General features: G+C 52.7%; 26 protein-coding genes. 9 read left to right on the forward strand and 17 right to left on the reverse strand.

The window, feature by feature from the left end; all coding sequences use genetic code 11:
- Positions 1-120: 120 nt before the first annotated feature.
- The gene (gene cpdB / locus JQN59_RS20900; RefSeq protein ID WP_122973767.1) at positions 121-2,064 is read left to right on the forward strand and encodes a 2',3'-cyclic-nucleotide 2'-phosphodiesterase; all 1,944 of its coding nucleotides are present in this window, start codon (positions 121-123) and stop codon (positions 2,062-2,064) included.
- A 47-nt stretch (positions 2,065-2,111) separates the two neighbouring features.
- On the opposite strand, the gene JQN59_RS20905 is transcribed toward cpdB, so the two are convergent.
- Positions 2,112-2,492, reverse strand: coding sequence for a winged helix-turn-helix transcriptional regulator (locus JQN59_RS20905; protein ID WP_032934267.1), 381 nt, complete (start codon positions 2,490-2,492; stop codon positions 2,112-2,114).
- A 90-nt stretch (positions 2,493-2,582) separates the two neighbouring features.
- Here JQN59_RS20905 and JQN59_RS20910 point away from each other — a divergent pair, with 90 nt between their 5' ends.
- From JQN59_RS20910 to JQN59_RS20920, 3 genes are all read left to right on the forward strand, one after another.
- Entirely contained in the window at positions 2,583-3,431 is an 849-nt protein-coding gene (locus JQN59_RS20910; protein WP_149607491.1) for an SDR family oxidoreductase, read from the forward strand.
- A gap of 81 nt (positions 3,432-3,512) precedes the next feature.
- A complete protein-coding gene (locus JQN59_RS20915) occupies positions 3,513-4,337 on the forward strand; it encodes an AraC family transcriptional regulator (protein ID WP_032944272.1) in 825 nt (274 codons plus the stop codon).
- A gap of 76 nt (positions 4,338-4,413) precedes the next feature.
- Complete coding sequence (locus JQN59_RS20920; protein WP_003830433.1) at positions 4,414-5,379, forward strand: DMT family transporter; 966 nt, start codon at positions 4,414-4,416, stop codon at positions 5,377-5,379.
- 68 nt (positions 5,380-5,447) lie between these two features.
- Here the strand turns inward: JQN59_RS20920 and JQN59_RS20925 are convergent, their stop codons facing one another.
- Positions 5,448-7,019: a methyl-accepting chemotaxis protein gene (locus tag JQN59_RS20925; protein ID WP_149607490.1), complete on the reverse strand. Its 1,572-nt coding sequence runs from the start codon at positions 7,017-7,019 to the stop codon at positions 5,448-5,450.
- 244 nt (positions 7,020-7,263) lie between these two features.
- On the opposite strand from JQN59_RS20925, the gene ytfE reads away from it, so the two are divergent.
- Positions 7,264-7,926 (forward strand): iron-sulfur cluster repair protein YtfE, encoded by a 663-nt coding sequence (gene ytfE / locus JQN59_RS20930; RefSeq protein ID WP_103768626.1) that lies wholly within the window; start codon positions 7,264-7,266, stop codon positions 7,924-7,926.
- Between the two features lie 147 nt (positions 7,927-8,073).
- On the opposite strand, the gene cycA is transcribed toward ytfE, so the two are convergent.
- Together cycA and fklB are read right to left on the reverse strand one after the other, a co-directional pair.
- Entirely contained in the window at positions 8,074-9,483 is a 1,410-nt protein-coding gene (gene cycA / locus JQN59_RS20935; protein ID WP_048227199.1) for a D-serine/D-alanine/glycine transporter, read from the reverse strand.
- A 308-nt stretch (positions 9,484-9,791) separates the two neighbouring features.
- Complete coding sequence (gene fklB, locus JQN59_RS20940; RefSeq protein ID WP_032934269.1) at positions 9,792-10,412, reverse strand: FKBP-type peptidyl-prolyl cis-trans isomerase; 621 nt, start codon at positions 10,410-10,412, stop codon at positions 9,792-9,794.
- A gap of 219 nt (positions 10,413-10,631) precedes the next feature.
- On the opposite strand from fklB, the gene JQN59_RS20945 reads away from it, so the two are divergent.
- Complete coding sequence (locus JQN59_RS20945) at positions 10,632-11,282, forward strand: LysM-like peptidoglycan-binding domain-containing protein (RefSeq protein ID WP_008786018.1); 651 nt, start codon at positions 10,632-10,634, stop codon at positions 11,280-11,282.
- Between the two features lie 64 nt (positions 11,283-11,346).
- Here JQN59_RS20945 and JQN59_RS20950 read toward each other — a convergent pair whose 3' ends face one another.
- From JQN59_RS20950 to JQN59_RS20975, 6 genes are all read right to left on the reverse strand, one after another.
- Entirely contained in the window at positions 11,347-12,270 is a 924-nt protein-coding gene (locus JQN59_RS20950) for a DMT family transporter (protein WP_048215078.1), read from the reverse strand.
- A gap of 142 nt (positions 12,271-12,412) precedes the next feature.
- The gene (gene rplI / locus JQN59_RS20955) at positions 12,413-12,862 is read right to left on the reverse strand and encodes a 50S ribosomal protein L9 (protein WP_003025676.1); all 450 of its coding nucleotides are present in this window, start codon (positions 12,860-12,862) and stop codon (positions 12,413-12,415) included.
- A gap of 41 nt (positions 12,863-12,903) precedes the next feature.
- Positions 12,904-13,131: a 30S ribosomal protein S18 gene (gene rpsR, locus JQN59_RS20960; RefSeq protein WP_000135199.1), complete on the reverse strand. Its 228-nt coding sequence runs from the start codon at positions 13,129-13,131 to the stop codon at positions 12,904-12,906.
- 4 nt (positions 13,132-13,135) lie between these two features.
- On the reverse strand, positions 13,136-13,450 hold the full coding sequence (priB, locus tag JQN59_RS20965) for a primosomal replication protein N (RefSeq protein ID WP_003025674.1): 315 nt from the start codon (positions 13,448-13,450) through the stop codon (positions 13,136-13,138).
- Positions 13,451-13,456: 6 nt separating this feature from the next.
- On the reverse strand, positions 13,457-13,852 hold the full coding sequence (gene rpsF, locus JQN59_RS20970; RefSeq protein ID WP_003025672.1) for a 30S ribosomal protein S6: 396 nt from the start codon (positions 13,850-13,852) through the stop codon (positions 13,457-13,459).
- A gap of 158 nt (positions 13,853-14,010) precedes the next feature.
- The gene (locus JQN59_RS20975; RefSeq protein WP_003830447.1) at positions 14,011-14,775 is read right to left on the reverse strand and encodes a TSUP family transporter; all 765 of its coding nucleotides are present in this window, start codon (positions 14,773-14,775) and stop codon (positions 14,011-14,013) included.
- 299 nt (positions 14,776-15,074) lie between these two features.
- Here JQN59_RS20975 and yjfY point away from each other — a divergent pair, with 299 nt between their 5' ends.
- Complete coding sequence (yjfY, locus tag JQN59_RS20980; protein WP_003025668.1) at positions 15,075-15,350, forward strand: DUF1471 family protein YjfY; 276 nt, start codon at positions 15,075-15,077, stop codon at positions 15,348-15,350.
- Positions 15,351-15,481: 131 nt separating this feature from the next.
- Here yjfY and JQN59_RS20985 read toward each other — a convergent pair whose 3' ends face one another.
- Genes JQN59_RS20985 through ulaA form a run of 6 tightly spaced genes read right to left on the reverse strand, consistent with a single transcriptional unit; the run spans position 15,482 to position 19,891 of the window.
- Positions 15,482-16,168: an L-ribulose-5-phosphate 4-epimerase gene (locus JQN59_RS20985; protein WP_020996261.1), complete on the reverse strand. Its 687-nt coding sequence runs from the start codon at positions 16,166-16,168 to the stop codon at positions 15,482-15,484.
- Positions 16,168-17,022, reverse strand: coding sequence for an L-ribulose-5-phosphate 3-epimerase (locus JQN59_RS20990; protein WP_008786014.1), 855 nt, complete (start codon positions 17,020-17,022; stop codon positions 16,168-16,170). The genes JQN59_RS20985 and JQN59_RS20990 overlap by 1 nt, the downstream gene beginning before the upstream one ends.
- A gap of 9 nt (positions 17,023-17,031) precedes the next feature.
- The gene (gene ulaD, locus JQN59_RS20995; RefSeq protein WP_003025660.1) at positions 17,032-17,682 is read right to left on the reverse strand and encodes a 3-keto-L-gulonate-6-phosphate decarboxylase UlaD; all 651 of its coding nucleotides are present in this window, start codon (positions 17,680-17,682) and stop codon (positions 17,032-17,034) included.
- A gap of 12 nt (positions 17,683-17,694) precedes the next feature.
- Complete coding sequence (gene ulaC, locus JQN59_RS21000) at positions 17,695-18,162, reverse strand: PTS ascorbate transporter subunit IIA (RefSeq protein WP_006686330.1); 468 nt, start codon at positions 18,160-18,162, stop codon at positions 17,695-17,697.
- A gap of 10 nt (positions 18,163-18,172) precedes the next feature.
- Positions 18,173-18,478 carry a PTS ascorbate transporter subunit IIB gene (gene ulaB / locus JQN59_RS21005; RefSeq protein WP_001577590.1) on the reverse strand — a complete coding sequence of 102 codons (306 nt, stop codon included), beginning with the start codon at positions 18,476-18,478 and terminating at the stop codon, positions 18,173-18,175.
- 15 nt (positions 18,479-18,493) lie between these two features.
- Positions 18,494-19,891: a PTS ascorbate transporter subunit IIC gene (ulaA, locus tag JQN59_RS21010; protein ID WP_003830456.1), complete on the reverse strand. Its 1,398-nt coding sequence runs from the start codon at positions 19,889-19,891 to the stop codon at positions 18,494-18,496.
- A 367-nt stretch (positions 19,892-20,258) separates the two neighbouring features.
- Between ulaA and ulaG the strand changes: the two genes are divergently transcribed.
- Together ulaG and ulaR are read left to right on the forward strand one after the other, a co-directional pair.
- Positions 20,259-21,323, forward strand: coding sequence for an L-ascorbate 6-phosphate lactonase (gene ulaG / locus JQN59_RS21015; RefSeq protein ID WP_003025649.1), 1,065 nt, complete (start codon positions 20,259-20,261; stop codon positions 21,321-21,323).
- A gap of 106 nt (positions 21,324-21,429) precedes the next feature.
- A complete protein-coding gene (ulaR, locus tag JQN59_RS21020) occupies positions 21,430-22,185 on the forward strand; it encodes an HTH-type transcriptional regulator UlaR (RefSeq protein ID WP_003025646.1) in 756 nt (251 codons plus the stop codon).
- Here the strand turns inward: ulaR and yjfP are convergent.
- Positions 22,182-22,931 (reverse strand): esterase, encoded by a 750-nt coding sequence (gene yjfP, locus JQN59_RS21025; protein WP_048227203.1) that lies wholly within the window; start codon positions 22,929-22,931, stop codon positions 22,182-22,184. The two genes, ulaR and yjfP, sit on opposite strands and share 4 nt — an antisense overlap.
- Positions 22,932-22,952 lie beyond the last annotated feature (21 nt).

A 22,952-nucleotide genomic window follows, 5' to 3' on the forward strand; every position in this document is an offset into this window, starting at 1 on the left:
CCAACTGTGATAGCGTCTGCGGTTTTAAACGCTATATTCATGTCATGATTCACAGTTCTGTAAGCAAGAAGATTTATATACATTTTCTTTTGTGGCTTAGATCTTAAAAGGATGCCCCTGATGATTAAGTTTAGTGCAACGCTTCTGGCAACGCTGATTGCAGCCAGCGTCAATGCCGCGACCGTCGATCTGCGTATAATGGAAACCACTGATTTGCATAGCAATATGATGGATTTCGATTATTACAAAGATACACCGACTGAAAAATTCGGTCTGGTACGTACGGCAAGTTTGATCAACGCTGCGCGTGGTGAAGTCAAAAACAGCGTGCTGGTTGATAATGGCGATCTGATTCAGGGTAGCCCGCTCGGGGATTACATGGCGGCCAAGGGGCTGAAAGCGGGCGAAACTCACCCGGTATATAAGGCGCTGAATACCCTGGATTACGCGGTGGGTAACCTCGGCAACCATGAATTCAACTACGGTCTGGAGTATCTGCACAACGCGCTAGCCGGAGCGAAGTTCCCTTACGTTAACGCCAATATCATCGACGTGAAGACCAAAAAGCCGCTGTTTACGCCTTACTTGATCAAAGACACTGAAGTGGTCGACAAGGAAGGGAACAAGCAGACGCTGAAGATTGGCTATATCGGCTTTGTTCCACCGCAGATTATGACCTGGGATAAAGCCAACCTCAGCGGCAAAGTCACGGTGAACGACATTACGGAAACGGCACGCAAATACGTTCCGGAAATGAGAGAAAAAGGCGCCGATGTCGTGGTGGTGGTTGCTCACTCCGGGCTTTCTGCCGACCCATATCAAACGATGGCGGAAAACTCCGTTTATTACCTCAGCGAAGTACCGGGCGTGGATGCCATTATGTTTGGTCACGCTCACGCCGTCTTCCCGGGTAAAGACTTTGCCAATATTAAAGGCGCAGATATCACAAAAGGTACGCTGAATGGGGTTCCTGCGGTGATGCCGGGTATGTGGGGCGATCACCTGGGCGTGGTGGATTTAGTGTTGAATAACGACAGCGGTAAATGGCAGGTCACTCAGGCGAAAGCCGAGGCTCGCCCGATCTATGACGCAGCAGCCAAAAAATCACTGGCAGCAGAAGACAAAAAAATCGTTGAGATCCTGAAAGCCGATCACGACGCCACGCGTGAGTTTGTCAGCAAACCGATCGGTAAATCCGCCGACAACATGTACAGCTATCTGGCGCTGGTACAGGATGACCCGACCGTACAGGTGGTGAACAACGCGCAGAAAGCCTATGTGGAACACTTTATTCAGGGCGATCCGGATCTGGCAAAACTGCCGGTACTTTCCGCCGCCGCGCCGTTTAAGGTCGGTGGACGCAAGAACGATCCGGCAAGCTTCGTAGAAGTCGAAAAAGGCCAGTTAACCTTCCGTAACGCCGCTGATTTGTATCTCTATCCCAACACTCTGGTGGTGGTGAAAGCCAGCGGTAAAGAGGTGAAAGAGTGGCTGGAATGTTCCGCCGGGCAGTTCAATCAGATTGATATCCACAGCAGCAAACCACAGTCGTTGATTAACTGGGATGGCTTCCGTACCTATAATTTCGACGTGATTGACGGCGTGAATTATCAGATTGATGTTTCACAACCCGCCCGCTACGACGGTGAATGTCAGACCATTAACCCGAAAGCGGAACGTATTAAAAATCTGACCTTTAACGGCAAACCAATCGATCCGAATGCCACCTTCCTCGTCGCGACCAACAACTACCGCGCCTACGGCGGTAAGTTTGCCGGAACCGGCGACAGCCACATCGCGTTTGCGTCACCAGATGAAAACCGCTCGGTGCTGGCCGCATGGATTGGTGCTGAGACGAAGCGTGGCGGTGAAATTCACCCGGCGGCAGATAACAACTGGCGTCTGGCGCCAATTCATAGCGACACACCACTGGATATTCGCTTTGAAACATCACCGTCTGATAAAGCCGCGGCATTTATTAAAGAGAAAGGCCAGTATCCGCTGAAGAAAGTCGCGACCGATGACATCGGTTTCGCTATTTATCAGCTGGATTTAAGTAAGTAATTTTCGTGCCGGATGCGGCGCAATAGCGTCTTATCCGGCCTACAAAACTACGCAGCCCGTTCGTCCCGCTGCGCTAAAACCTGCGGCAAATTCAGTTCTATCCAGTCCGCCAGCGCGGCGACTTTATCGCTCACCTGCTCACCCAACGGCGTCAGGCTATACTCCACGTGCGGCGGTACCACCGGATACGACACCCGATTGATAAACCCGTCATGTTCTAACGCTTGCAGGGATTGCGCCAGCATCTTTTCACTGACCCCGCCCATCTTACGGCGCAAATCACTGAAACGGTGCGTACCGTCGCGCAGCGCCACCAGAATCAACACGCCCCAGCGGCTGGTGACGTGTTTTAACACCTCACGGGAGGGACACTGTTCGGCAAACAAGTTGCCATCGCGTAACTGCTGGGAGAGCGTCGAAGCTGTCATTTTCATACTAACCTTTTTGTGCGTACTTACTAAAAGTAAGTTTAGGTGTTAGCGTGATTAAACACAAGACCAATACCAAGGAGTCACCCCATGATCGCAATTACCGGCGCCACCGGCCAACTGGGCCAACACGTTATTGAATCTCTGCTGAAAACCGTTCCTGCCAGCCAGATTGTGGCAATTGTGCGTAATCCCGCTAAAGCGACGGCGCTTAGCCAGCAGGGCATTACCGTTCGTCAGGCGGATTACAGCGATGAAGCCGCCTTGACGGCTGCCTTACAGGGTATCGACAAGCTACTGCTGATCTCCTCCAGCGAAGTGGGACAACGCGCCCCGCAGCATCGCAACGTGGTTAACGCAGCGAAAGCCGCGCACGTGAAATTCATCGCCTACACCAGTCTACTGCACGCCGACACCTCCCCGCTGGGGCTGGCTGATGAGCATGTGGCAACCGAGAAGATGCTGGCTGAATCCGGTATCGCCTACGCGCTGCTGCGTAACGGCTGGTACACCGAAAACTATCTCGCCAGCGCACCGGCTGCACTGGAACATGGCGTGTTTATCGGGGCTGCAGGTGAAGGCAAAATTGCCTCAGCGACCCGCGCCGACTATGCCGCTGCCGCCGCGCGCGTCATCAGTGAAGACGGTCATTCCGGTAAAACCTATGAGCTGGCGGGCGACGCAGGCTGGACCCTGAGCCAGTTGGCTGCCGAGCTGGCAAAACAGAGTGGTAAAAAAGTGGTGTATCAGAACCTGAGCGAAGCAGATTTTGCCGCCGCGCTAAAAGGTGTAGGCCTGCCTGCCGGGCTGGCGGACATGCTGGCTGACTCAGACACTGGCGCCTCCAAAGGTGGTCTGTTCGACGACAGCCATACGCTGAGCAAACTGATTGGTCGCCCGACAACCTCGTTGGCTGACAGCGTCAAAGGCATCGTGTAAGTGTTAAAAATTAGTTAATTGTGGTGGCATCCCCGCGCATCCTCTCTGATAATGACAGGATGATGCGTGGGGAGAGAAAACGTGCAAGGTGTACCTGAGCAGTTTATTGATGAGAAAGACAGCGCCCGCTTTCGCCATCTGGCGCAGGTGCCGGGCGTTGAGCTGTATCATGCACACATCTCGCGTTACGCTTTCGAGCCGCACACCCATGAAGCGTTTGGCATTGGCGCGATAGAAGCCGGAGCCGAACGTTTTCGTTATCGCGGCACGCAGTATGTTGCCCCCGCCCATTCCGTCGTCACCATGAATCCCGATGAGCTGCATACCGGCGAAGCCGAAACCGCCGACGGCTGGCGCTATCGGATGATTTACCTTGAACCCGACCTTCTGGAAGAGGTCACCGGGATCCGCCACTGGTGGTTTCATGACGTAACGCGTCACGATCCGCTGCGCTCGCGCCAGATCTGCTCGCTGATCCACGGCCTGTGGAACACGGAGGATCCGCTGGCGCAAAAAGGACTCCTACTCGATCTGATCGACACGTTCCAGCCGCTGGCCCGCCATGCGCCGGTATTGCCGGAGGGGGCGCATCGCTTTGAACGGGTACGCGAGTATCTGCATGATAATTATATGCATCCGGTCACGCTCGACGAGCTGGCGCGGGTTGCATCGCTGAGTCCCTGGCATTTTCAGCGCCAATTTAAGTCTCATTTCCACGTCACGCCGCACCAGATGCTGATGGCGATCCGGCTGTGGCGAGCCAAAGGTTTTCTCACTTACGGTATGCCCGCCGCAGAGGTCGCCGCCGCAACCGGCCTCACCGACCAGTCGCATCTCACCCGCGCGTTTACCCATCGCTACGGCATTACGCCGGTACGTTATCAGAAACAAGTCGTCCGGCGTTGATCAGCAATCTCATACAATACGGCGGCATTTTTCCTGCCTACACTCGACTTATTGTTAAACGATGTGGATGTCCAAAATGATTAGCGGTGTGTTGTATGCCCTGTTGGCCGGGCTGATGTGGGGATTAATTTTTGTTGGACCGCTGATCGTACCGGAATACCCGGCGGTATTGCAGTCGATGGGGCGTTATCTGGCGCTGGGGCTGATCGCATTGCCGATTGCCTGGCTGGGACGTGCGCGCCTGCGTCAACTCGTGCGGAAAGACTGGGTAACTGCGCTGACGCTAACAATGATGGGGAATCTGATTTATTACGTTTGCCTGGCAAGCGCCATCCAGCGCACCGGCGCACCGGTCTCCACAATGATTATTGGTACATTACCGGTGGTGATCCCAGTCTTCGCTAACCTACTCTACAGCCAGCGTGACGGCAAATTATCATGGTGGCGTCTGTCGCCTGCGCTGGTATTGATTGGTATAGGACTGCTGTGCGTGAATATCTCGGAGCTGAATCAGGGGTTACCAGACTTTAGTGGCTGGCGTTATGGTTCCGGCATCGCGCTGGCGCTTGTCTCGGTGGTGTGTTGGGCATGGTATGCGCTGCGTAATGCCCGCTGGCTGCGCGAGAATCCGGATAAGCACCCGATGATGTGGGCGACGGCCCAGGCTTTGGTAACGTTGCCCGTTTCTCTGCTCGGTTATATTGCCGCCTGCCTGTGGCTGAACGGGCAAACGCCGGACTTCGCTCTGCCCTTCGGTCCGCGTCCGGGTGTGTTTATCGGCCTGATGATAGCCATTGCGGTATTGTGTTCGTGGGTTGGCGCACTGTGCTGGAACGTCGCCAGCCAAAAATTACCGACGGTGATCCTCGGCCCGCTGATTGTCTTCGAAACGCTGGCTGGCCTGTTGTACACCTTTATTCTGCGCGAGGAATTTCCACCTCTGCTGACGGTAAGCGGAATAGCACTGCTGATGGTTGGGGTGGTGATAGCCGTCAGAGCCAAGCCGCAGAAACCGAGCGTCGTGGTGGTTTCACAATCATAATATGCCGGATGGCGCTGCTTATCCGGCCTACAAGGACTGTACGATCTCATGTAGGCCGGATCAGGTGTTTACGCCGCCATCCGGCGCGACACTTTAAACACCGCTACCGTCTGGTTCAACCGCGCGGCCTGCTCTTCAAGCGCGGCAGCGGCGGAAGCGGACTCTTCTACCAGCGAGGCGTTTTGCTGCGTGACGCGATCCATTTCGGCAACCGCCAGGCCTACCTGATCGATACCCCGACTTTGTTCATCAGAAGCTGAGGCAATCTCCCCCATGATGTCGGTCACGCGGGTCACGGCGCTAACTATTTCCGCCATCGTTTCTCCCGCTTCATGCACCAGCGCCGTACCGGCATTGACCCGATTCCCTGAGTCATCAATCAGCGCTTTGATCTCCTTCGCCGCCTGAGCGCTACGCTGCGCCAGCGTACGAACCTCGCCGGCGACCACGGCAAACCCGCGCCCCTGCTCGCCCGCACGCGCCGCTTCCACCGCCGCGTTTAGCGCAAGGATATTGGTCTGGAAGGCAATACTGTCGATAACATTGGTAATTTGCGCGATTTTGCTGGAACTGGTGGCGATTTCATCCATCGTACGCACCACGCCATCGACAACGGTTCCGCCTTTTTGCGCCGTCTGTGAAGCATTTTTTGCCAGACTTGTCGCCTGACGCGCGTTATCTGCGTTCTGTCTCACGGTTGCGGTAAGTTGTTCCATGCTGGCTGCGGTCTCTTCCAGAGAGGCAGCCTGCTGCTCGGTACGTGAAGAGAGATCGTTACTGCCTGCGGCGATTTCACCCGCGCCGGTATAGATGGTATCAGCCCCGTCACGCACCACGCTGACCGTATTCGCCAGCGCCTGCTGCATGTCACGGACGTTGCTTGCCAGCAGCGCCATTTCATTACTGCCGTCGGCGCTGATGGGGTGCGTCAAATCGCCTGCGGCAATGTGGCGAATATGTCCCATCACCTCGTGGAGCGGCTTGAGCAGCACTCGCTGCATCGCCAGCCAACTGGCGATAATCACGGTGACGACAATCAGCATCACCGCGGACAGCAGCCAGATTATCTTCTGATAATCACTCTCATTGTCCTGCACTCCGGCAGTGGCCAGCGCCGTTTGCGCGCTACGCCATTGCCGATAAACTTCCTGCATGGCCGTTTGCTTTTGCTCGGCATTCTGCTTAAACATCTCTTCCAGCTTTCCTTCAGCCAGCAGCGCGTTCATTTTTGCCAGCGTCGCAGAATAGATGCCGTACTGCTCTTCCAGTCGATCGGCCAGATGCTCATCCAGCCCCGGCGTTTCCGGCAGAGCGTAGTATTTATCGTAATGCTCTTTCGATTCGGCCAACAGGCGATTTGCCGTGTTCACCAGCTCCTGCAGCTGACCGCCGTTAATATCGCTGGCCATCGTTCCCTGTAAACGCAGCATGCCCCGGTTGAGCGTGACGCGAGCCTGGTTCAGGCTAATCCACGCATCGGTAAACTCGGCCACGTTCTGGCTGGAAAGTTGAGACACGTTAAAGTTCTGTTTATCGTTATTGAGTGCACCAATAAAGACGCCCGCGGAGATGAGCTGCATTGCGCCCAGCGCGAGTAGCACGGTGATAAGTAAGGTTATCACTTTGATTCGTTTGAACATCTGTAGCCTTTTATTATGCAGGTATTGTCTGAGGTCTAACTATCGGCAGCGGCGTGCGCTTATTTAATCCTGTCGTGCGGCTTTTTTCTCCGTACCTCTCCTTTCCAATAAGATTCAGCATCTTAACGAGATAAGAAATTTTCGTGACGTCCATCACAAAATACCCCACCCCGAAAGGGTTATATCCTTCGCAATAAGTTGCATTTAAAATGCACCTTATATTATTGAGAATGAGGTAACGGCAATGTCTTATCGCGATCAACCTTTAGGTGAACTGGCGCTCTCTATTCCTCGCGCTTCGGCCCTGTTTCGTAAATACGATATGGATTACTGCTGCGGTGGTAAGCAAACGCTGGCACGCGCTGCCGCGCGTAAAGAGCTGGATTTAGACGTTATTGAGGCGCAGCTCGCGCAGCTGGCTGAACAGCCACTGGAGAAAGACTGGCGTACCGTGGCTCTGGCTGAAATCATCGACCATATCATCGTGCGTTTTCACGACAGACACCGCGAACAGTTGCCGGAGCTGATCCTGCAGGCCACTAAAGTTGAACGCGTTCACGCAGACAAACCGAACGTACCGCGCGGTCTGGCGAAAAACCTGACCATGCTGCATGAAGAGCTGTCCAGCCACATGATGAAAGAAGAACAGATCCTGTTCCCGATGATCAAACAGGGCATGGGTAGCCAGGCGATGGGGCCAATCAGCGTGATGGAAAGCGAACATGACGATGCGGGTGAACTGGTGGAAGTGATCAAACACATCACCCATAACGTAACGCCGCCACCAGAGGCCTGCACCACCTGGAAAGCCATGTATAACGGCATTAACGAGATGATCGACGACCTGATGGAACACATCAGCTTGGAAAACAATGTGTTGTTCCCGCGTGCCCTCGCAGGTGAATAAAAAAGCCCGGTGGCGCTAGCGCTTACCGGGCCTACAACGACCTCGAACGTAGGCCTGATAAGGCGAAGCCGCATCAGGCAATCCCGCCAGCATATTGCCGGATGCGGCGTAAACGCCTTATCCGGCCTACATCTCACGTCTTAGCGATTAACGCACGCCTGCCATACGTTTCTTACCGATAAACAACCAGCCCAGACCCAGCGCGATGAACCACAACGGCGTGACGATCAGCGCCTGGCGGGTATCTTCTTCCAGCGTCAGCAGTACCAGTACGAAGACGAAAAACGCCATACATACCCAGCACATCAGCTTGCCTAACGGCATCTTGTAGATTGATTTTTCATGCAGGTGAGGACGTTGCTTGCGGTACACCAGGTACGAGCAAAGAATGATGGTCCAGACGAACATGAACAGAATCGCCGATACAGTGGTGATCATGGTGAAGGCGCCAATCACGCTCGGATTCACGTACAGCATCACCACGCCGCCCAGCAGACAGATACAGGAGAAGGTTAAACCCTTCGCCGGAACTGCGCGTTTTGAGAGTTTGGCAAACGCTTTAGGCGCAACGCCTTCCTGCGCCAGACCGAACAGCATACGGCTGGTAGAGAACACGCCGCTGTTTGCAGAAGAGGCAGCTGAAGTCAGTACAACAAAGTTGATCAGGCTCGCCGCAGCAGGCAGACCAACCAGCACAAACAGTTCAACGAATGGGCTCTTGGTTGGCACTACCGAGCTCCACGGCGTAACGGACATAATCACGATCAGCGCGAACACGTAGAACATGATGATACGGATTGGAATCGAGTTAATGGCGCGCGGCAGAGATTTCTCCGGGTCCTTGGTTTCCGCTGCGGTCGTACCCACCAGCTCAATACCCACAAATGCGAACACCGCTATCTGGAAGCCGGCAAAGAAGCCGCTCAGACCTTTCGGGAACCAGCCACCGTCATTCCACAAGTGCGTGAACGATGCCTGAACGCCGGTTGGCGACTGGAAGTGCGTCAGCACCATCACCAGACCGACGACAATCAGGCCGATAATGGCAACGATTTTGATCATCGCGAACCAAAACTCCATCTCACCGAACATTTTTACGGTGGCGAGGTTAAGGCTCAGCAGTAGCACGATCACCGCCAGCGAGGCGACCCAGTCTGAGAGTTCGGGGAACCAGAATTGCGCATACGCGGTAATGGCGACAACGTCTGCCATCCCGGTAACGACCCAGCAAAACCAGTAGGTCCAACCGGTAAAATACCCGGCCCATGGCCCGAGCAGGTCAGAGGCAAAATCACTAAACGATTTGTACTCCAGATTCGAGAGCAGCAATTCACCCATTGCACGCATCACGAAAAACAGCATAAAACCGATGATCATATACACAAAGATGATCGACGGTCCGGCGAGACTGATGGTTTTACCGGAGCCCATAAACAGGCCAGTACCGATAGCGCCACCAATAGCAATAAGTTGAATATGACGGTTTGTGAGATTGCGCCGTAGCGACTGTTCAGACGACGCCTCTTCAGCGGTGTCGACTTTTACCTGATCTACCATGTTTTTTCTTCCTGTACCTGTCTGTGTTGTTCAGGCTCTACGGCCTTTAGTGTGTCTATGATACGACGATCCTGTTATCAGGACTCATCGATATTAGGTAAGAATTGGCGGGATGAATACTAAGATTTAGATATAATGTTAATTTAATGTTTAAAGTGAGTGTCATATCACTCTGATAGCGCGAATCAGCTCACAAAAATACACGCTGATGGGGCATTTGCAAGATAAAATATCGACAACGACGTAACTATAGCTTTTCACGCTATTTTTTTGCTCCCCCCGGCCTCGGGGGGAACAGAAGTCACTGCTTACAGGATCTCAAGCAGCTCAACTTCGAACACCAGCGTGCTGAACGGAGGAATGGACGCGCCAGCGCCACGCTCGCCGTAAGCCAGTTCCTGAGGAATAGTCAGTTCCCATTTGGAACCTACCGGCATCAGGGTCAGCGCTTCAATCCAGCCTGGAATTACGCCGTTAACCGGGAATTCAGCCGGTTCGCCACGTGCGACAGAGCTGTCAAACACGGTACCGTCGATCAGCTTACCGGTGTAGTGCACGCGAACGCGGTCAGTACGTGCCGGAATAGCACCTTCACCCTGGGTCAGAACACGGAACTGCAAACCGGATTCAGTGCTGTTCACACCGTCTTTCTCACGGTTTTCTTCCAGATATTTGACGCCATCAGCCGCCATAGCCTGGAAACGCTCGCGACGAACTGCATCAGCACGTTCGTGGATTTCACGCAGTGCGCGATGCACAACATCAACCGGCACTGCCGGGTGCTTACCTTCCAGCGCGTCAGCGATACCCGCTACCAGCGCTTCAGGCAACAGTCCTTCCAGTCCGGATTCGCTCAGCTGTTGTCCTACCTGCAAACCAATGCCGTAGCTTGCTTGCGCTTCGATAGTGTCAAAAGTCGGGTTAGCCATCATATTTCCTTTCATCGGATGTAAAGTAGCGGGCAGCATATCAGCCATGCCGCATCCGGTAAAACTTTGTCTCGGGAACAGATGACAAATCGCGAGGAAACATAAACAATAGGAATATCCCGCGTTGACGTCACGAAAGCGGGTAATATGACGAACATCATAGCGTTAGCCATCTATACTCTATGATCGAGGAACGAGACGCGGAGCAGGAGGAAAGCCATGCCCGGGCGCTTTGAATTAAAACCAACCCTGGCGAAAATCTGGCATGCACCGGACAATTTTCGCATTATGGACCCGCTACCGCCTATGCACCGCCGCGGCATTATTATTGCTGCTATTGTGTTGGTGATAGGTTTCCTGCTCCCTTCCAGTGACACCAGCGATACCCCTGTGGTGACGCGTACTGCCCAACTGGATTTACAGTCACAGTCGCAGCCACCGACCGAGGCTCAGCTGCAGGCACAGCTTGTCCCGCCGCAAAATGATCCCGGCCAGGTCGCTCCGGTTGCGCCAGAGCCAATCCAGGAAGGCGAACCTGATGCGCAGCCTCAGGTCCAGCAATCTCAGCCGCAGACACAACCTTTCCAACAGGATAGCGGAATTGACCAGCAGTGGCGCTCCTACCGCGTAGACTCAGGTAAAACGCTGGCGCAGGTATTCCGTGACCATAACCTCCCGCCAACCGATGTGTATGCGATGGCACAGGTTGAAGGCGCCGGAAAACCGCTGAGCAATCTGAAAGACGGACAGATGGTGCAGATCAGGCAGAATGCCAATGGCGTAGTGACAGGATTAACCATTGATACCGGAAATGGCCAGCAGGTCCTGTTTACCCGCCAACCTAACGGCAGTTTTATCCGCGCCCGTTAAGCGCTGTGCCCCCGCGATTCCAGGCCTGATAAGCGATAGCGCCATCAGGCATCAAGGTGAAACGTCAGCGTTTCACCTTGTTCACCCACCAGATCCCCGAACACACCAGCACCAGCGCTACCGCATATTTCCATTCGAGAATGTTTTCACCGAGGAATATTGCCGACAGCACTGCACCCGAAACCGGGATCAGGAAGTTAAACGGCGCAATCATCCCCACGCGATTATGTTTGAGCAGAATACTCCACAAGGCGAAAGCGACCGAAGAGAGTAACGTCAGGTAGCCGAGAATCGCCACCGAAGACGCACCGTGTACGGTTAGCGTACCGCCAAAAGCGTAGCCGCCGATAACCAACGCCAGGCCGCCACCGCCCAACTGGTACCCTGTCATTACCGTCGGGTCCACCGTCTGAGAAATACGTTTTCCATATAGCGTGGCAGCAGAGAGAATAAAGGCTGCCATCACTACTGAGCCGTCGCCTAACAGGCTGAAGCTAAAATCCATTCCACTGCTAAAGTTCACCACCATTACGCCGGTAAAGCCCAGAATACAGCCCAGCGCTTTGTTGTAGCTCAGTTTGTCGTTATGGTAGATAAAATGGGCCAGCAGCACGCTGAAGAAGGTCCCGGTCGCATTCATGATGGACCCTTTCACTCCCGTCGTGAACGCCAGGCCAATGTAGAAGAAGATGTATTGCAGCGAGGTTTGCGTTAGCCCCAACAGCGTGAGTTGGCCGTACTGACGCGGGCTTAACCGGCCAATCGGTTTACGCTGCGCTACCGCCAGCAGTAGCAGCAATAATCCCGCAAACAGAAAGCGATATCCGGCAAAGACAATCTTTGAGGGAATGTCATCCGTGGCAATCTGGAAGATCTCATATCCGCTTTTGATCGCCGGATAGGCGCTCCCCCACAGCAGGCAGCAGAACGCCGCGCTCAGGTAGACAATATTTTTACGCGCAAACAGAGGTTGGTGCGTTGGTTCCATTCCATCACCACTTTGAAATAATGTTTTATTTTTGTGATTATCCCGAAAAGGATAAAGAATAGCCAGAGAGAAAAGCGGGGGAACAGAAAAGCAAAACGCCGGCACAGGGCCGGCGCTTTTACGCGGTCATCAGAATAAAAACTTATTCTGCAACTACGTTTACAGTCAGCTTAGCAAACACTTCGCTGTGAACCTGGAAGCTCACTTCGTGCTCGCCAGTGGTACGTAGAACGCCGTTCGGCAGACGAACTTCGCTCTTAGCTACTTCAACGCCAGCTGCAGTTACAGCGTCAGCGATGTCGCGAGTACCGATGGAACCGAACAGTTTACCTTCGTCGCCAGCTTTAGACGCGATGGTTACGGTTTCCAGTGCGTTGATTTTCTCAGCACGAGCTTCAGCAGCGGACAGAACGTCAGCCAGTTTAGCTTCCAGCTCAGCGCGACGCGCTTCGAAAAATTCAACGTTTTTCTTGGTAGCAGGAACAGCTTTACCCTGTGGTACCAGGAAGTTACGAGCATAGCCCGCTTTAACGTTAACCTGATCACCCAGGCTACCCAGGTTTGCTACTTTATCAAGCAGAATAACTTGCATTACCTTATCCTCTCAAAGTCGTATTAATGGACCGTGACCGATTACTGATGACGATCAGTGTACGGCAGCAGGGACAGGTAGCGAGCGCGTTTGATAGCGCGAGCCAGCTGACGCTGGTATTTTGCACGGGTACCGGTGATACGGCTTGGGACAATCTTACCGCTTTCGGTGATGTAGTTTTTCAGCGTAGCGATATCTTTATAGTCGATCTCTTGAACGCCTTCCGCGGTGAAACGGCAGAACTTGCGACGACGGAAATAACGTGCCATATGGCTAGTCTCCAGAATCTATCAATTCAATCTGCTCGGCATGCAGAACCATTTTGCTCAGGCCGTTCTTTGCCTTGTGGCAAGATATGAACCCCTGAACGGTCACTGCGCTACCGACCGTTATACTGTGAGTAATGGCCTGGTTTTCGTGTCCGCTAATAATAACGGGCATTTGGCACCACGCCTGCCGGTGAAACCCGGCTTCCTCCTGCACAGAACGATGCTCAAGCACGAACTGGCAATGAGGAATTCCTGATGGACTGACCTTTCGAAGGGGGGCCCTGCACACAGTGCCGGACAACGCCAGACGGTTGGTCATCAGAAATTACTCTTCAGAATCCCCAGCTTCAGCATCATCTGCGGTTTCGTTAGCGAAATCATCGCGACGTTCACGACGCTCGTCTTTCGCTTTAACCATCGGAGATGCTTCGGTAACAGCGTGTTTAGTACGCATAACCATGCTGCGGATAACGGCATCGTTGAAGCGGAAGGTAGTTTCCAGCTCATCGATCACTTCCTGCGGCGCTTCAACGTTCATCAGAACGTAGTGAGCTTTGTGCAGTTTGTTGATCGGGTAAGCCAGCTGACGGCGGCCCCAGTCTTCCAGACGGTGGATCGTGCCTTCTGCACCAGTGATGGCAGCAGTGTAGCGTTCGATCATACCCGGAACCTGTTCGCTCTGGTCAGGATGGACCATAAAAACGATTTCGTAATGACGCATCGAATTGCTCCTTACGGATTATTCAGCCTCCTGTCTGGGTCAGCCGAGGCCCATGGAGGCAAGGAACGTGTTAAAGGTCGGCTGAAAAATGACGCGTCATAATACTGGGGTCAGCAGGTAAACTCAAGGTGCTTGTACGATTATTTATCATGTTGCCATTAATACATATCCAGCAGCATTTTGATGCTGATACAAATGGAGACAATGACAATCATGGGTCGGATGACTTTCTTACCGCGCGTCAGTACGACTGTCGCACCAAGACGTGCGCCAAGGGATTGCCCTGCAAACATCACCAAACCCAGCGACCAGATCATTTTACCGCCGAAAATGAAGAACAAAATCGAGGCGATGTTCGACGCCAGGTTAATAAAATTCGAGTGGATTTGCGCTTTATCAATACTGTATCCCCACAGCAGAATATAGCTGAGGGTATAAAAGGAACCTGCCCCAGCCCCGAGAAAGCCATCATAAAAACCAATACATCCCCCACCGATCAACGAGAAGAGAAACAGGGATACCTGCTGCTTTCTTTTCGGTTCGCTAAGGTTTGGCGCAAAAATAAAGTAAATGGCGACTGCGATAATCAGGATTGGGAGCAGTTTCTTCAGCAGTTCCGGTTCAATGAACTGGATAAGCGTCGTTCCCAGCGCAGAACCGATAAAGGCAGATAAAAACACATACTTGTGCTCCTGCACGTTGATATGTCCTCGGCGTAAAAAGTAAATTCCGGAGGTCAGCGAGCTACCCAGAGCCTGAATTTTATTGGTTGCCAGCGCATTAGCCGGGGGTAAACCAGAAATTAAGAGTGCGCCAATAGAGAGAAATCCACCACCACCCGACACCACGTTAATAAAGCCAGCCACCAGCGCGACCATAAACATAACCACGAAATAGCTGAAATCCATGAATGAAGTATCCATAAGTTTTTGCCTTATTATCATAAAGTTATATTAATTATCCGGCTCACTATAAACGGCGTACTCAACCGATTAAATTGACTATTTGGTAAGAGCTTATGCGCGAAAGGCAGGTATTTTTTCACCGCAGCGGTATACACCAGCAGACTGTTAATTAAAGAAAAGATGGCTATGCGGTAATTTTTTGAACAACTGCATCAGAAATGGTCGCTATCGACTGCGCTGGTAGCGGTTAAAATTACATCAGAAGTTAATCACTCACAGGAGAGAGGCAACCAGAGACCGCAGTCGAGGAGGTACATATGCGAGCCCGTGTTTTGACCCTTCTGGCTGTGCTTTTGCTCAGTGCAAATGCAACGGCAGCCATCAAAATTGATAACCATCAGGCCAGGAACATGGATGATGTGCAGAGCTTAGGCGTCATTTACATAAATCATAACTTCGCCACTGAAAGTGAAGCCACTCAGGCCCTGAATGAAGAGACCGATGCGCAAGGCGCAACCTACTACCACGTGATCCTCACCAGGGAACCCGGTAGTAACGGAAATATGCACGCCAGTGCAGATATTTATCGTTAACACCAGAAATAACCAACGAGAACATTGCCACAGTTTGACTTGCCCCCTTCACTGGGGGCTTTTTTTGCAAAACAATCCCGAAGCCAGACCGATCTCATCCCCATGAAGAGTTGGCTCCGGAACGTTTTTTCCTACTTCTGCCCGTAATAGGCATTTGGGCCGTGCTTACGCATGAAGTGCTTATTCATCAGATAACTGTCGATAGCGCTGAGTGCCGGATTAATGCCACGCGCAATCCATGCCATTTTTGCCACCTCTTCCATCACCACCGCGTTATGTACCGCGTCATGAGCGTCTTTGCCCCAGGCAAACGGGCCATGTTGGTACACCACTACGCCTGGCGTATGCAAAGGTTCCACCTCCCCCAGCGTTTCAACAATCACCCTGCCGGTATTCAGCTCATACTCATCCTGAACTTCCGCTTCAGTTAACGCCCGGGTGCAGGGGATATCGCCAAAGAAGTAGTCCGCATGCGTCGTGCCTAGCGCAGGAATTGCCAGACCTGCCTGCGCCCATGCCGTCGCGTGGGTTGAGTGGGTATGCACCACGCCGCCAAGAGAGGAATAGCGACGATACAGCGCCAGATGGGTGGCGGTATCGGAAGAAGGACGATAGCGTCCTTCCACCACGTTGCCGTGCAGATCCACAACTACCATGTCGTCCACTGTCATTGTCTGGTAGTCGACGCCGCTGGGCTTAATCACCACCATCCCGCGTTCGCGGTCGATGGCGCTGACATTACCCCAGGTAAACGTCACCAGCCCGTAGCGCGGCAGATCCATATTAGCCTCAAAAACCTGCTGTTTGAGTTTTTGCATTACACCGCCTCCACCAGACCGGCGCTGGCCATACGCGCTTTCACCCAGTCGCGCGCCTTCGCCACTTCACGAGCCGGATCGTCCGACGTTTCACTCCACATCTCAATCAGGTATGGCCCGCAATACCCACTCTGTTTGAGCGTCGCAAAACAACGTTCGAAATCGACAACCCCTTCACCAAACGGCACATTCTTGAATACACCGGGTTTGGTATCTTTCACGTGTACGGCAACGATATGGCCCATTCCCGCCTGCAGCTCCATCTGCACATCGTTGTCCCACGCCGACAAATTGCCGATATCGGGATACAACTGGAACCACGGATTGTTGAGATAGTGAGCGTATCCCAGCGCCTTACTGATCGAATTCATCAGTGGATAATCCATGATTTCCATCGCCAGCGTCACCTGTGCACGGCTCGCCATCTCTACGCTTTCTTTCAGCCCATCGCGAAACCGACGACGCGTTTCGTTATTGGCCTGCTGGTAATAAACGTCGTAACCCGCCAGTTGAATAACGCGAATACCGATATCCTGCGCAAACTGAATCGCTTTACGCATGATCTCCAGCCCCTGTTCGCGCACCGCATCATCTTCACTGCCAAGCGGGAAACGACGATGAGCGCTCAGGCACATGGACGGCACCCGTATCCCTGTCTCGGCGATAGCGGCCACCAGCGCCAGTCGCTGCTCGCGGTTCCAGTCAAGACGCGCCAGGCGAGCGTCGGTTTCATCAACCGACATTTCGACAAAGTCAAAGCCCAGTTCCTTCGCCAGCTGCAAACGCTCCAGCCAGCACTCCCCGCCGGGGAGTGCTTTTTCATAAATACCGAGCGGGACCTGTTTCGACAACATAGTCGCTCCTTATCCCCACAGCTGGGCGATAGAACGTTTGAACTGACGGGCCGCTTCCACCGGAGAGGCGGCATCGCGAATGCTGCGACCGGCAATAAAGACGTGAATCGGAATTCCCTGGAACAGCGGCAGATCTTCCAACGCCAGACCGCCGGTGACGGTGACTTTAAAGCCCATCTCGGACAGGCGTTTGATCGCGCTGATATCCGCCTCTCCCCATGCCACACCCGCTGCCTGCGCATCACGGCTGCGGTGATACACAACTTGCCCAATGCCCGCGTCACGCCACTCTTGCGCCTGCTCCCAGGTCCAGTAACCCGTCAGTTCAATCTGTACATCACCGTTAAATTCTTTCGCCACCTCCAGTGCCCCCTTGGTGGTGTTGATATCCGCACAGCAGATGACGGTGACCCAGTCAGCGTTGGCTTCGAAACACATGCGGGAGAGGATTTTTCCCGCATCGGCAATTTTGGCGTCCGCCAGCACAATTTTATGCGGGTAAAGCGCCTTCAGATCGCGTACGGCGCGCACGCCCTCTGCCACGCAAAGAATAGTGCCCACCTCAATGATATCGACCTCTTCGGCAATCAAACGCGTCGTTTCATACGCGGAAGACATTGATTGGTTATCCAGCGCAACCTGCAACATAGGTAATGACATTTTGGTATCCTTTTAAACAGCCGCCGCAGTGGCGTTATCAATTAAATCCAACACTTCCTGCGCGGTGCGGCAGGCGCGTAAACGGTCAAAATTGGCTTCGTCATCAAAGAGATTCACGATCTGCATGATGCCCACTTCCTGATGCGTGTTGGCGTCAACTGCCGCCATCGTTATCAGAATATCGACCGGGTCGTTATCTTCGTGGTTAAACACCAGCGGCGTTTTCAGCGTCACCAGCGCAAAACCGGTTTTCTTAACCCCTTCCTCCGGACGGCCGTGCGGCATTGCCAGGCCTGGCGCAATCACAAAGTACGGGCCAAACTGCTCAACGCCATCAAGGATGGCCTGGTAGTAGCGTGGTTCAACCACATCAGCCTTAACCAACAGATCCACACCAAGCTTTACCGCTTCCTGCCAGGTACTGGCCTCGGCTTGCAAAAGGATGGAATTATTGTCTGCCAGCGAGTCACGTAATTTCATATGCCGCTCCTTACTTCACGTCCTGCGGGAAATGCGCTTTGATCACTTCCAGCAGTTTTGGTCCAAAATCGGCAGGGGACAGCATGTTGCGTACGCCAACAACATATTTATTGCCAGTTACGGTAATTTCACCGGCAATATGGGTAGAGGCGATGATGATATCCGCGCCGTTCAGTTCACTTTTGTACTCACCCACTGCGCAGCTGTTCACCGTATGGTCAATATTTGACTGGGTTAAAAACTGGTCCACTTTCATTTTCATGATCATGGAACTGCCCTGCCCATTGCCACACACAGCCAGAATACGTACGGTCATAATCGGAACTCCTTATTAAGCAGAGTGTTCTGCCAGTTGTTTTTCTGCGTCTTCCTCAGCGCGCAACGTGCGTCCTGCGAAAAACATATAAGCCAGTGCAATCAGAATAATGACGGCCATAAACACGATGCCGATGGAGGCAAAGCCTTGCATCATCGGCGGTGCCAGAATTGACCAGTCCGCCATGCCCATCCAGGCGCTCATACCGGTGAGCTTAACCGCCCAGACGCAGCCGAAGATTTCGATCATCCCCATCACCAGGCAAATCTTGAGCGCCGCGCGCCAGCCGCCAAAGTGGTTAGCAAATACGCCGATAGTGGCGTTCGAGAAGAACATCGGGATAAAGCCTGGGATAATCAGGATGGAAGAGCCGCAAGCAACCAGAATACCTACCGCAATCAGTTGACCGATGGTGCCCCACATAAAACCCCAGACCACCGCGTTGGGGGCAAAGCTGTAAATCGCTGCGCAGTCGATAGCCAACACCGCCCCGGGGATCAGACGTTGAGAGATACCGTTGAACGCTTCTGAAAGTTCAGCAACGAACATACGTACGCCCTGGGTGATGATGAAGATAGCGACAGCAAACGAAAAACCGGTTTGCAGGATATAGACCGTCCAGTGGGTTTTACCCGCCATCGCCTGAACCACATCTATGCCGAAAGAAAGCAGGATCGCCCCGAAAAAGATGGTCATCACAATCGCGGTGGAAACGATGTTGTCATGGAAGATATTCAGCCAGCCTGGCAGCTTGAGATCTTCTACGCTCTCCTCTTTCTTACCCAGATACGGCGCGACTTTGTAAGCAATCCATGAGGCGAACTGCTGCTGGTGACCGATGGAAAAACCGCAGCCGTCGGTCACTTCCTGCGTCGGTTTGTACATCATATTGGAGGTAATCCCCCAGTAGAGCGACACCAGCACCGCGGTACAGATGATGGTGGTCCACATCGGGTAACCAAAGATGTAGAAAGAGACAGCAATCAGCCCCGCCTGCTGGAACATGATGTGCCCAGTCAGCATGATGGTTCGAATACCGGTAATACGCCTTAGCAGTACGTAACAAATGTTCAGCGCCAGCGCTAACAGTACGGCGTACCCTACCCAACTGTAGGCATCACCCATTCGTTCGATGGTTGCCATCATGGAGGCATAGGTATCGGAGATCGCGCCATTGATACCGTAAACCTCAGACATCTTCGCCACCACCGGTTTAAACGTGCTGGTCAGAATGCCCGACCCTGCCTGCAATAACATAAAACCGATAATCGTTTTGATCGTACCTTTGATAATGACGCTGACACTTTTACGCAACAGGATATAGCCGAGGCAGGTCACAATACCCAACAGCAACGGTGCATTGGTCATGACCTGATTAAAAAAGACGGTAAAGATGTTGTAGAGGATCTCCATAACGATCTCCAGTAGACGAAGTTGCTGAACATTCATTACAGATGCCCAGGATGTTGTGCCCTCACTCTAATTTTCAAAAGTAATCACAACAAGATTGAATTTGATTAAATGTGATGAAGTACGCAAATAATTCTCTTACTTGCAGAGTGGATTTACTTCAAATTCATACACGTCAAAATAAATTCATTTAAAACAATAAAATACAAAAATACATTTCATATAAACCATCTTGTCACGTTGTAATTTGTTCACATTTTCCCATTCAACACCAAAAATCAGCGCATTGCCTTCTTGAGAAAATGATGTCAGTATCAATCAAAACAAATCATAACTTGATTCAACTTGAACAAACATGAAGGTAATTGCGATGAGTAAAGTAAAAAGCATCACGCGTGAATCATGGATTCTGAGCACATTCCCGGAGTGGGGAAGCTGGCTCAATGAAGAGATCGAGCAGGAACAGGTCGCACCTGGCACTTTCGCTATGTGGTGGCTTGGCTGTACCGGAATTTGGCTAAAGTCTGAAGGCGGAACTAACGTCTGCGTCGATTTCTGGTGCGGTACGGGTAAACAGAGTCACGGTAACCCGCTGATGAAAACCGGTCACCAGATGCAACGCATGGCGGGCGTGAAGAAACTGCAGCCAAACCTGCGCACCACACCGTTTGTTCTTGATCCGTTTGCCATTCGTCAGATCGATGCGGTGCTGGCCACGCACGATCATAACGATCACATCGACGTAAATGTTGCGGCAGCCGTCATGCAGAACTGTGCCGACGACGTGCCGTTTATTGGACCGCAGACTTGTGTGGATCTGTGGATCGGTTGGGGTGTACCAAAAGAGCGCTGCATCGTGGTAAAACCTGGCGATGTGGTGAAAGTGAAAGATATTGAAATTCACGCGCTTGATGCGTTTGATCGTACGGCATTGATCACGCTTCCTGCCGATCAAAAAGCGGCAGGTGTGCTGCCGGATGGTATGGATGCCCGTGCCGTAAACTATCTGTTCAAAACGCCGGGCGGTACGCTTTATCACAGCGGTGATTCACACTACTCCAACTACTATGCAAAGCATGGCAATGAGCACCAGATCGACGTCGCGCTCGGATCCTACGGCGAGAACCCACGGGGTATTACGGACAAAATGACCAGTTCCGACATGCTGCGTATGGCGGAGGCCCTGAATACAAAAGTGGTGATCCCTTTCCATCACGATATCTGGTCAAACTTCCAGGCCGATCCTCAGGAGATCCGCGTACTGTGGGAGATGAAAAAGGATCGGCTGAAGTATGGCTTTAAGCCTTTTATCTGGCAGGTGGGTGGCAAGTTTACCTGGCCGCTGGACAAAGATAACTTTGAATATCACTATCCGCGCGGCTTTGACGACTGCTTCACGATTGAACCGGATTTACCGTTTAAATCGTTCTTGTGATCCACACAAAATGCCGGGCCATCCCGGCATTTTTTCCCATTTACTTTAGTATTTCCAGGCTATTTCAAATATCATCTTTTCAAATCAATTTGTATCGGAATAGCTCATGACTGAAGCACAAAGACATCAAATATTGCTGGATATGCTGGCGCAGTTGGGCTTTGTTACCGTTGAGAACGTGATTGAGCGTCTGGGGATTTCACCCGCCACAGCACGCCGGGATATCAACAAACTCGATGAAAGCGGCAAACTCAAGAAAGTCCGCAACGGCGCAGAAGCTATTACCCAGCAGCGACCGCGCTGGACGCCAATGAATCTGCACCAGGCACAGAACCACGATGAAAAAGTTCGCATTGCCAAGGCGGCATCCCAGCTTGTGAATGCGGGTGAAAGCGTGGTGATCAACTGCGGATCGACCGCCTTTCTGCTGGGTCGCGAAATGTGCGGCAAGCCGGTGCAGATCATCACTAATTATCTGCCGCTGGCGAACTATCTGATCGACCAGGAGCATGACAGTGTGATCATCATGGGAGGGCAATATAACAAAAGCCAATCCATCACGCTTAGCCCGCAAGGCAGTGAAAATAGCCTGTATGCCGGGCACTGGATGTTCACCAGTGGCAAAGGGTTGACCGCGGACGGACTGTATAAAACCGATATGCTGACCGCGATGGCCGAGCAGAAGATGCTTAACGTGGTGGGCAAACTGGTGGTACTGGTCGATAGCAGTAAAGTCGGTGAACGTGCGGGGATGCTGTTCAGTCGCGCTGACCAAATCGACATGCTGATTACTGGCAAAAATGCAAACCCTGAGATCCTGCAACAGCTCGAAGCTCAGGGCGTGAGCATTATGCGCGTTTAAAGGTGCTGGCGGAAAAACGTCACCGTCGCAGCCAGCGCTTCTGGCGTGATGCGATGTCGTACGCCCGCTTCCCACAGGCAGGTCAGATTGTTGTCCAAACCTGCCTGAATCAGCGCTTGCTGTAAGCGGAAGGTTTCAACAGCCGGTACAACATCATCATCCTGTCCATGCCACAGCAGCAACGGCCTGTCAGCGAGGCGTGGTAACTGATGCGTAACATCCCATTCGGCAAGCGGGGCGATAACGGCATCAAATTCCGCCTGCTGCTCTGGGGTCTGAACCAGTAAAGGGGGAAACAGCGTCTGCGCAAGCCGGGTAAAATAGCCTGAACCCATCAGGCTGGCTACACATTTAACCTCAGGATGGCGCGCCATTATGCCCAATGCTGTCATTCCCCCCATCGACGCCCCACCGACGGCAAGCCGCTCATCTGAAAGCCAATTTTCCGCCACCAGCGCCGCACGTAACGTCGTAAACTCCTGCATATTTTGCTGCAAAATATGCCAGAAGCGATGCATCCGCACCTGGGCATCGCTTTTGAAGCGAGCGCCATGGTCGGGCGCATCTGGCATGACGACGCGGAACCCGGCCTGAGCCAGCGCAACGGCAAAATAGCTGTAAACCAGGCTTGAAGAGGTAAACCCGTGATAGAAGATAATACAAGGGAGTGAACATTCGCGTTTGCCAGCCGGAACGGCGTGCAGGACAGGGATACCCGCCAACTGTCGTGTTTCAATTTCGATCATTTGTCGCCTCTTTCTTTCTGG

The sequence above is a fragment of the Citrobacter sp. B72 genome, assembly GCF_016894305.1.
Taxonomy (GTDB): Bacteria; Pseudomonadota; Gammaproteobacteria; order Enterobacterales; family Enterobacteriaceae; genus Citrobacter; species Citrobacter portucalensis.

Excerpts from the sequence above, each read along its gene's own strand:
- cpdB (WP_122973767.1), top strand. The coding sequence starts at position 121 with ATGATTAAGTTTAGTGCAACGCTTCTGGCAACGCTGATTGCAGCCAGC.
- JQN59_RS20905 (WP_032934267.1), bottom strand. The coding sequence starts at position 2,492 with ATGACAGCTTCGACGCTCTCCCAGCAGTTACGCGATGGCAACTTGTTT.
- JQN59_RS20910 (WP_149607491.1), top strand. The coding sequence starts at position 2,583 with ATGATCGCAATTACCGGCGCCACCGGCCAACTGGGCCAACACGTTATT.
- JQN59_RS20920 (WP_003830433.1), top strand. The coding sequence starts at position 4,414 with ATGATTAGCGGTGTGTTGTATGCCCTGTTGGCCGGGCTGATGTGGGGA.
- JQN59_RS20925 (WP_149607490.1), bottom strand. The coding sequence starts at position 7,019 with ATGTTCAAACGAATCAAAGTGATAACCTTACTTATCACCGTGCTACTC.
- ytfE (WP_103768626.1), top strand. The coding sequence starts at position 7,264 with ATGTCTTATCGCGATCAACCTTTAGGTGAACTGGCGCTCTCTATTCCT.
- cycA (WP_048227199.1), bottom strand. The coding sequence starts at position 9,483 with ATGGTAGATCAGGTAAAAGTCGACACCGCTGAAGAGGCGTCGTCTGAA.
- fklB (WP_032934269.1), bottom strand. The coding sequence starts at position 10,412 with ATGGCTAACCCGACTTTTGACACTATCGAAGCGCAAGCAAGCTACGGC.
- JQN59_RS20945 (WP_008786018.1), top strand. The coding sequence starts at position 10,632 with ATGCCCGGGCGCTTTGAATTAAAACCAACCCTGGCGAAAATCTGGCAT.
- JQN59_RS20950 (WP_048215078.1), bottom strand. The coding sequence starts at position 12,270 with ATGGAACCAACGCACCAACCTCTGTTTGCGCGTAAAAATATTGTCTAC.
- rplI (WP_003025676.1), bottom strand. The coding sequence starts at position 12,862 with ATGCAAGTTATTCTGCTTGATAAAGTAGCAAACCTGGGTAGCCTGGGT.
- rpsR (WP_000135199.1), bottom strand. The coding sequence starts at position 13,131 with ATGGCACGTTATTTCCGTCGTCGCAAGTTCTGCCGTTTCACCGCGGAA.
- priB (WP_003025674.1), bottom strand. The coding sequence starts at position 13,450 with ATGACCAACCGTCTGGCGTTGTCCGGCACTGTGTGCAGGGCCCCCCTT.
- rpsF (WP_003025672.1), bottom strand. The coding sequence starts at position 13,852 with ATGCGTCATTACGAAATCGTTTTTATGGTCCATCCTGACCAGAGCGAA.
- JQN59_RS20975 (WP_003830447.1), bottom strand. The coding sequence starts at position 14,775 with ATGGATACTTCATTCATGGATTTCAGCTATTTCGTGGTTATGTTTATG.
- yjfY (WP_003025668.1), top strand. The coding sequence starts at position 15,075 with ATGCGAGCCCGTGTTTTGACCCTTCTGGCTGTGCTTTTGCTCAGTGCA.
- JQN59_RS20985 (WP_020996261.1), bottom strand. The coding sequence starts at position 16,168 with ATGCAAAAACTCAAACAGCAGGTTTTTGAGGCTAATATGGATCTGCCG.
- JQN59_RS20990 (WP_008786014.1), bottom strand. The coding sequence starts at position 17,022 with ATGTTGTCGAAACAGGTCCCGCTCGGTATTTATGAAAAAGCACTCCCC.
- ulaD (WP_003025660.1), bottom strand. The coding sequence starts at position 17,682 with ATGTCATTACCTATGTTGCAGGTTGCGCTGGATAACCAATCAATGTCT.
- ulaC (WP_006686330.1), bottom strand. The coding sequence starts at position 18,162 with ATGAAATTACGTGACTCGCTGGCAGACAATAATTCCATCCTTTTGCAA.
- ulaB (WP_001577590.1), bottom strand. The coding sequence starts at position 18,478 with ATGACCGTACGTATTCTGGCTGTGTGTGGCAATGGGCAGGGCAGTTCC.
- ulaA (WP_003830456.1), bottom strand. The coding sequence starts at position 19,891 with ATGGAGATCCTCTACAACATCTTTACCGTCTTTTTTAATCAGGTCATG.
- ulaG (WP_003025649.1), top strand. The coding sequence starts at position 20,259 with ATGAGTAAAGTAAAAAGCATCACGCGTGAATCATGGATTCTGAGCACA.
- ulaR (WP_003025646.1), top strand. The coding sequence starts at position 21,430 with ATGACTGAAGCACAAAGACATCAAATATTGCTGGATATGCTGGCGCAG.
- yjfP (WP_048227203.1), bottom strand. The coding sequence starts at position 22,931 with ATGATCGAAATTGAAACACGACAGTTGGCGGGTATCCCTGTCCTGCAC.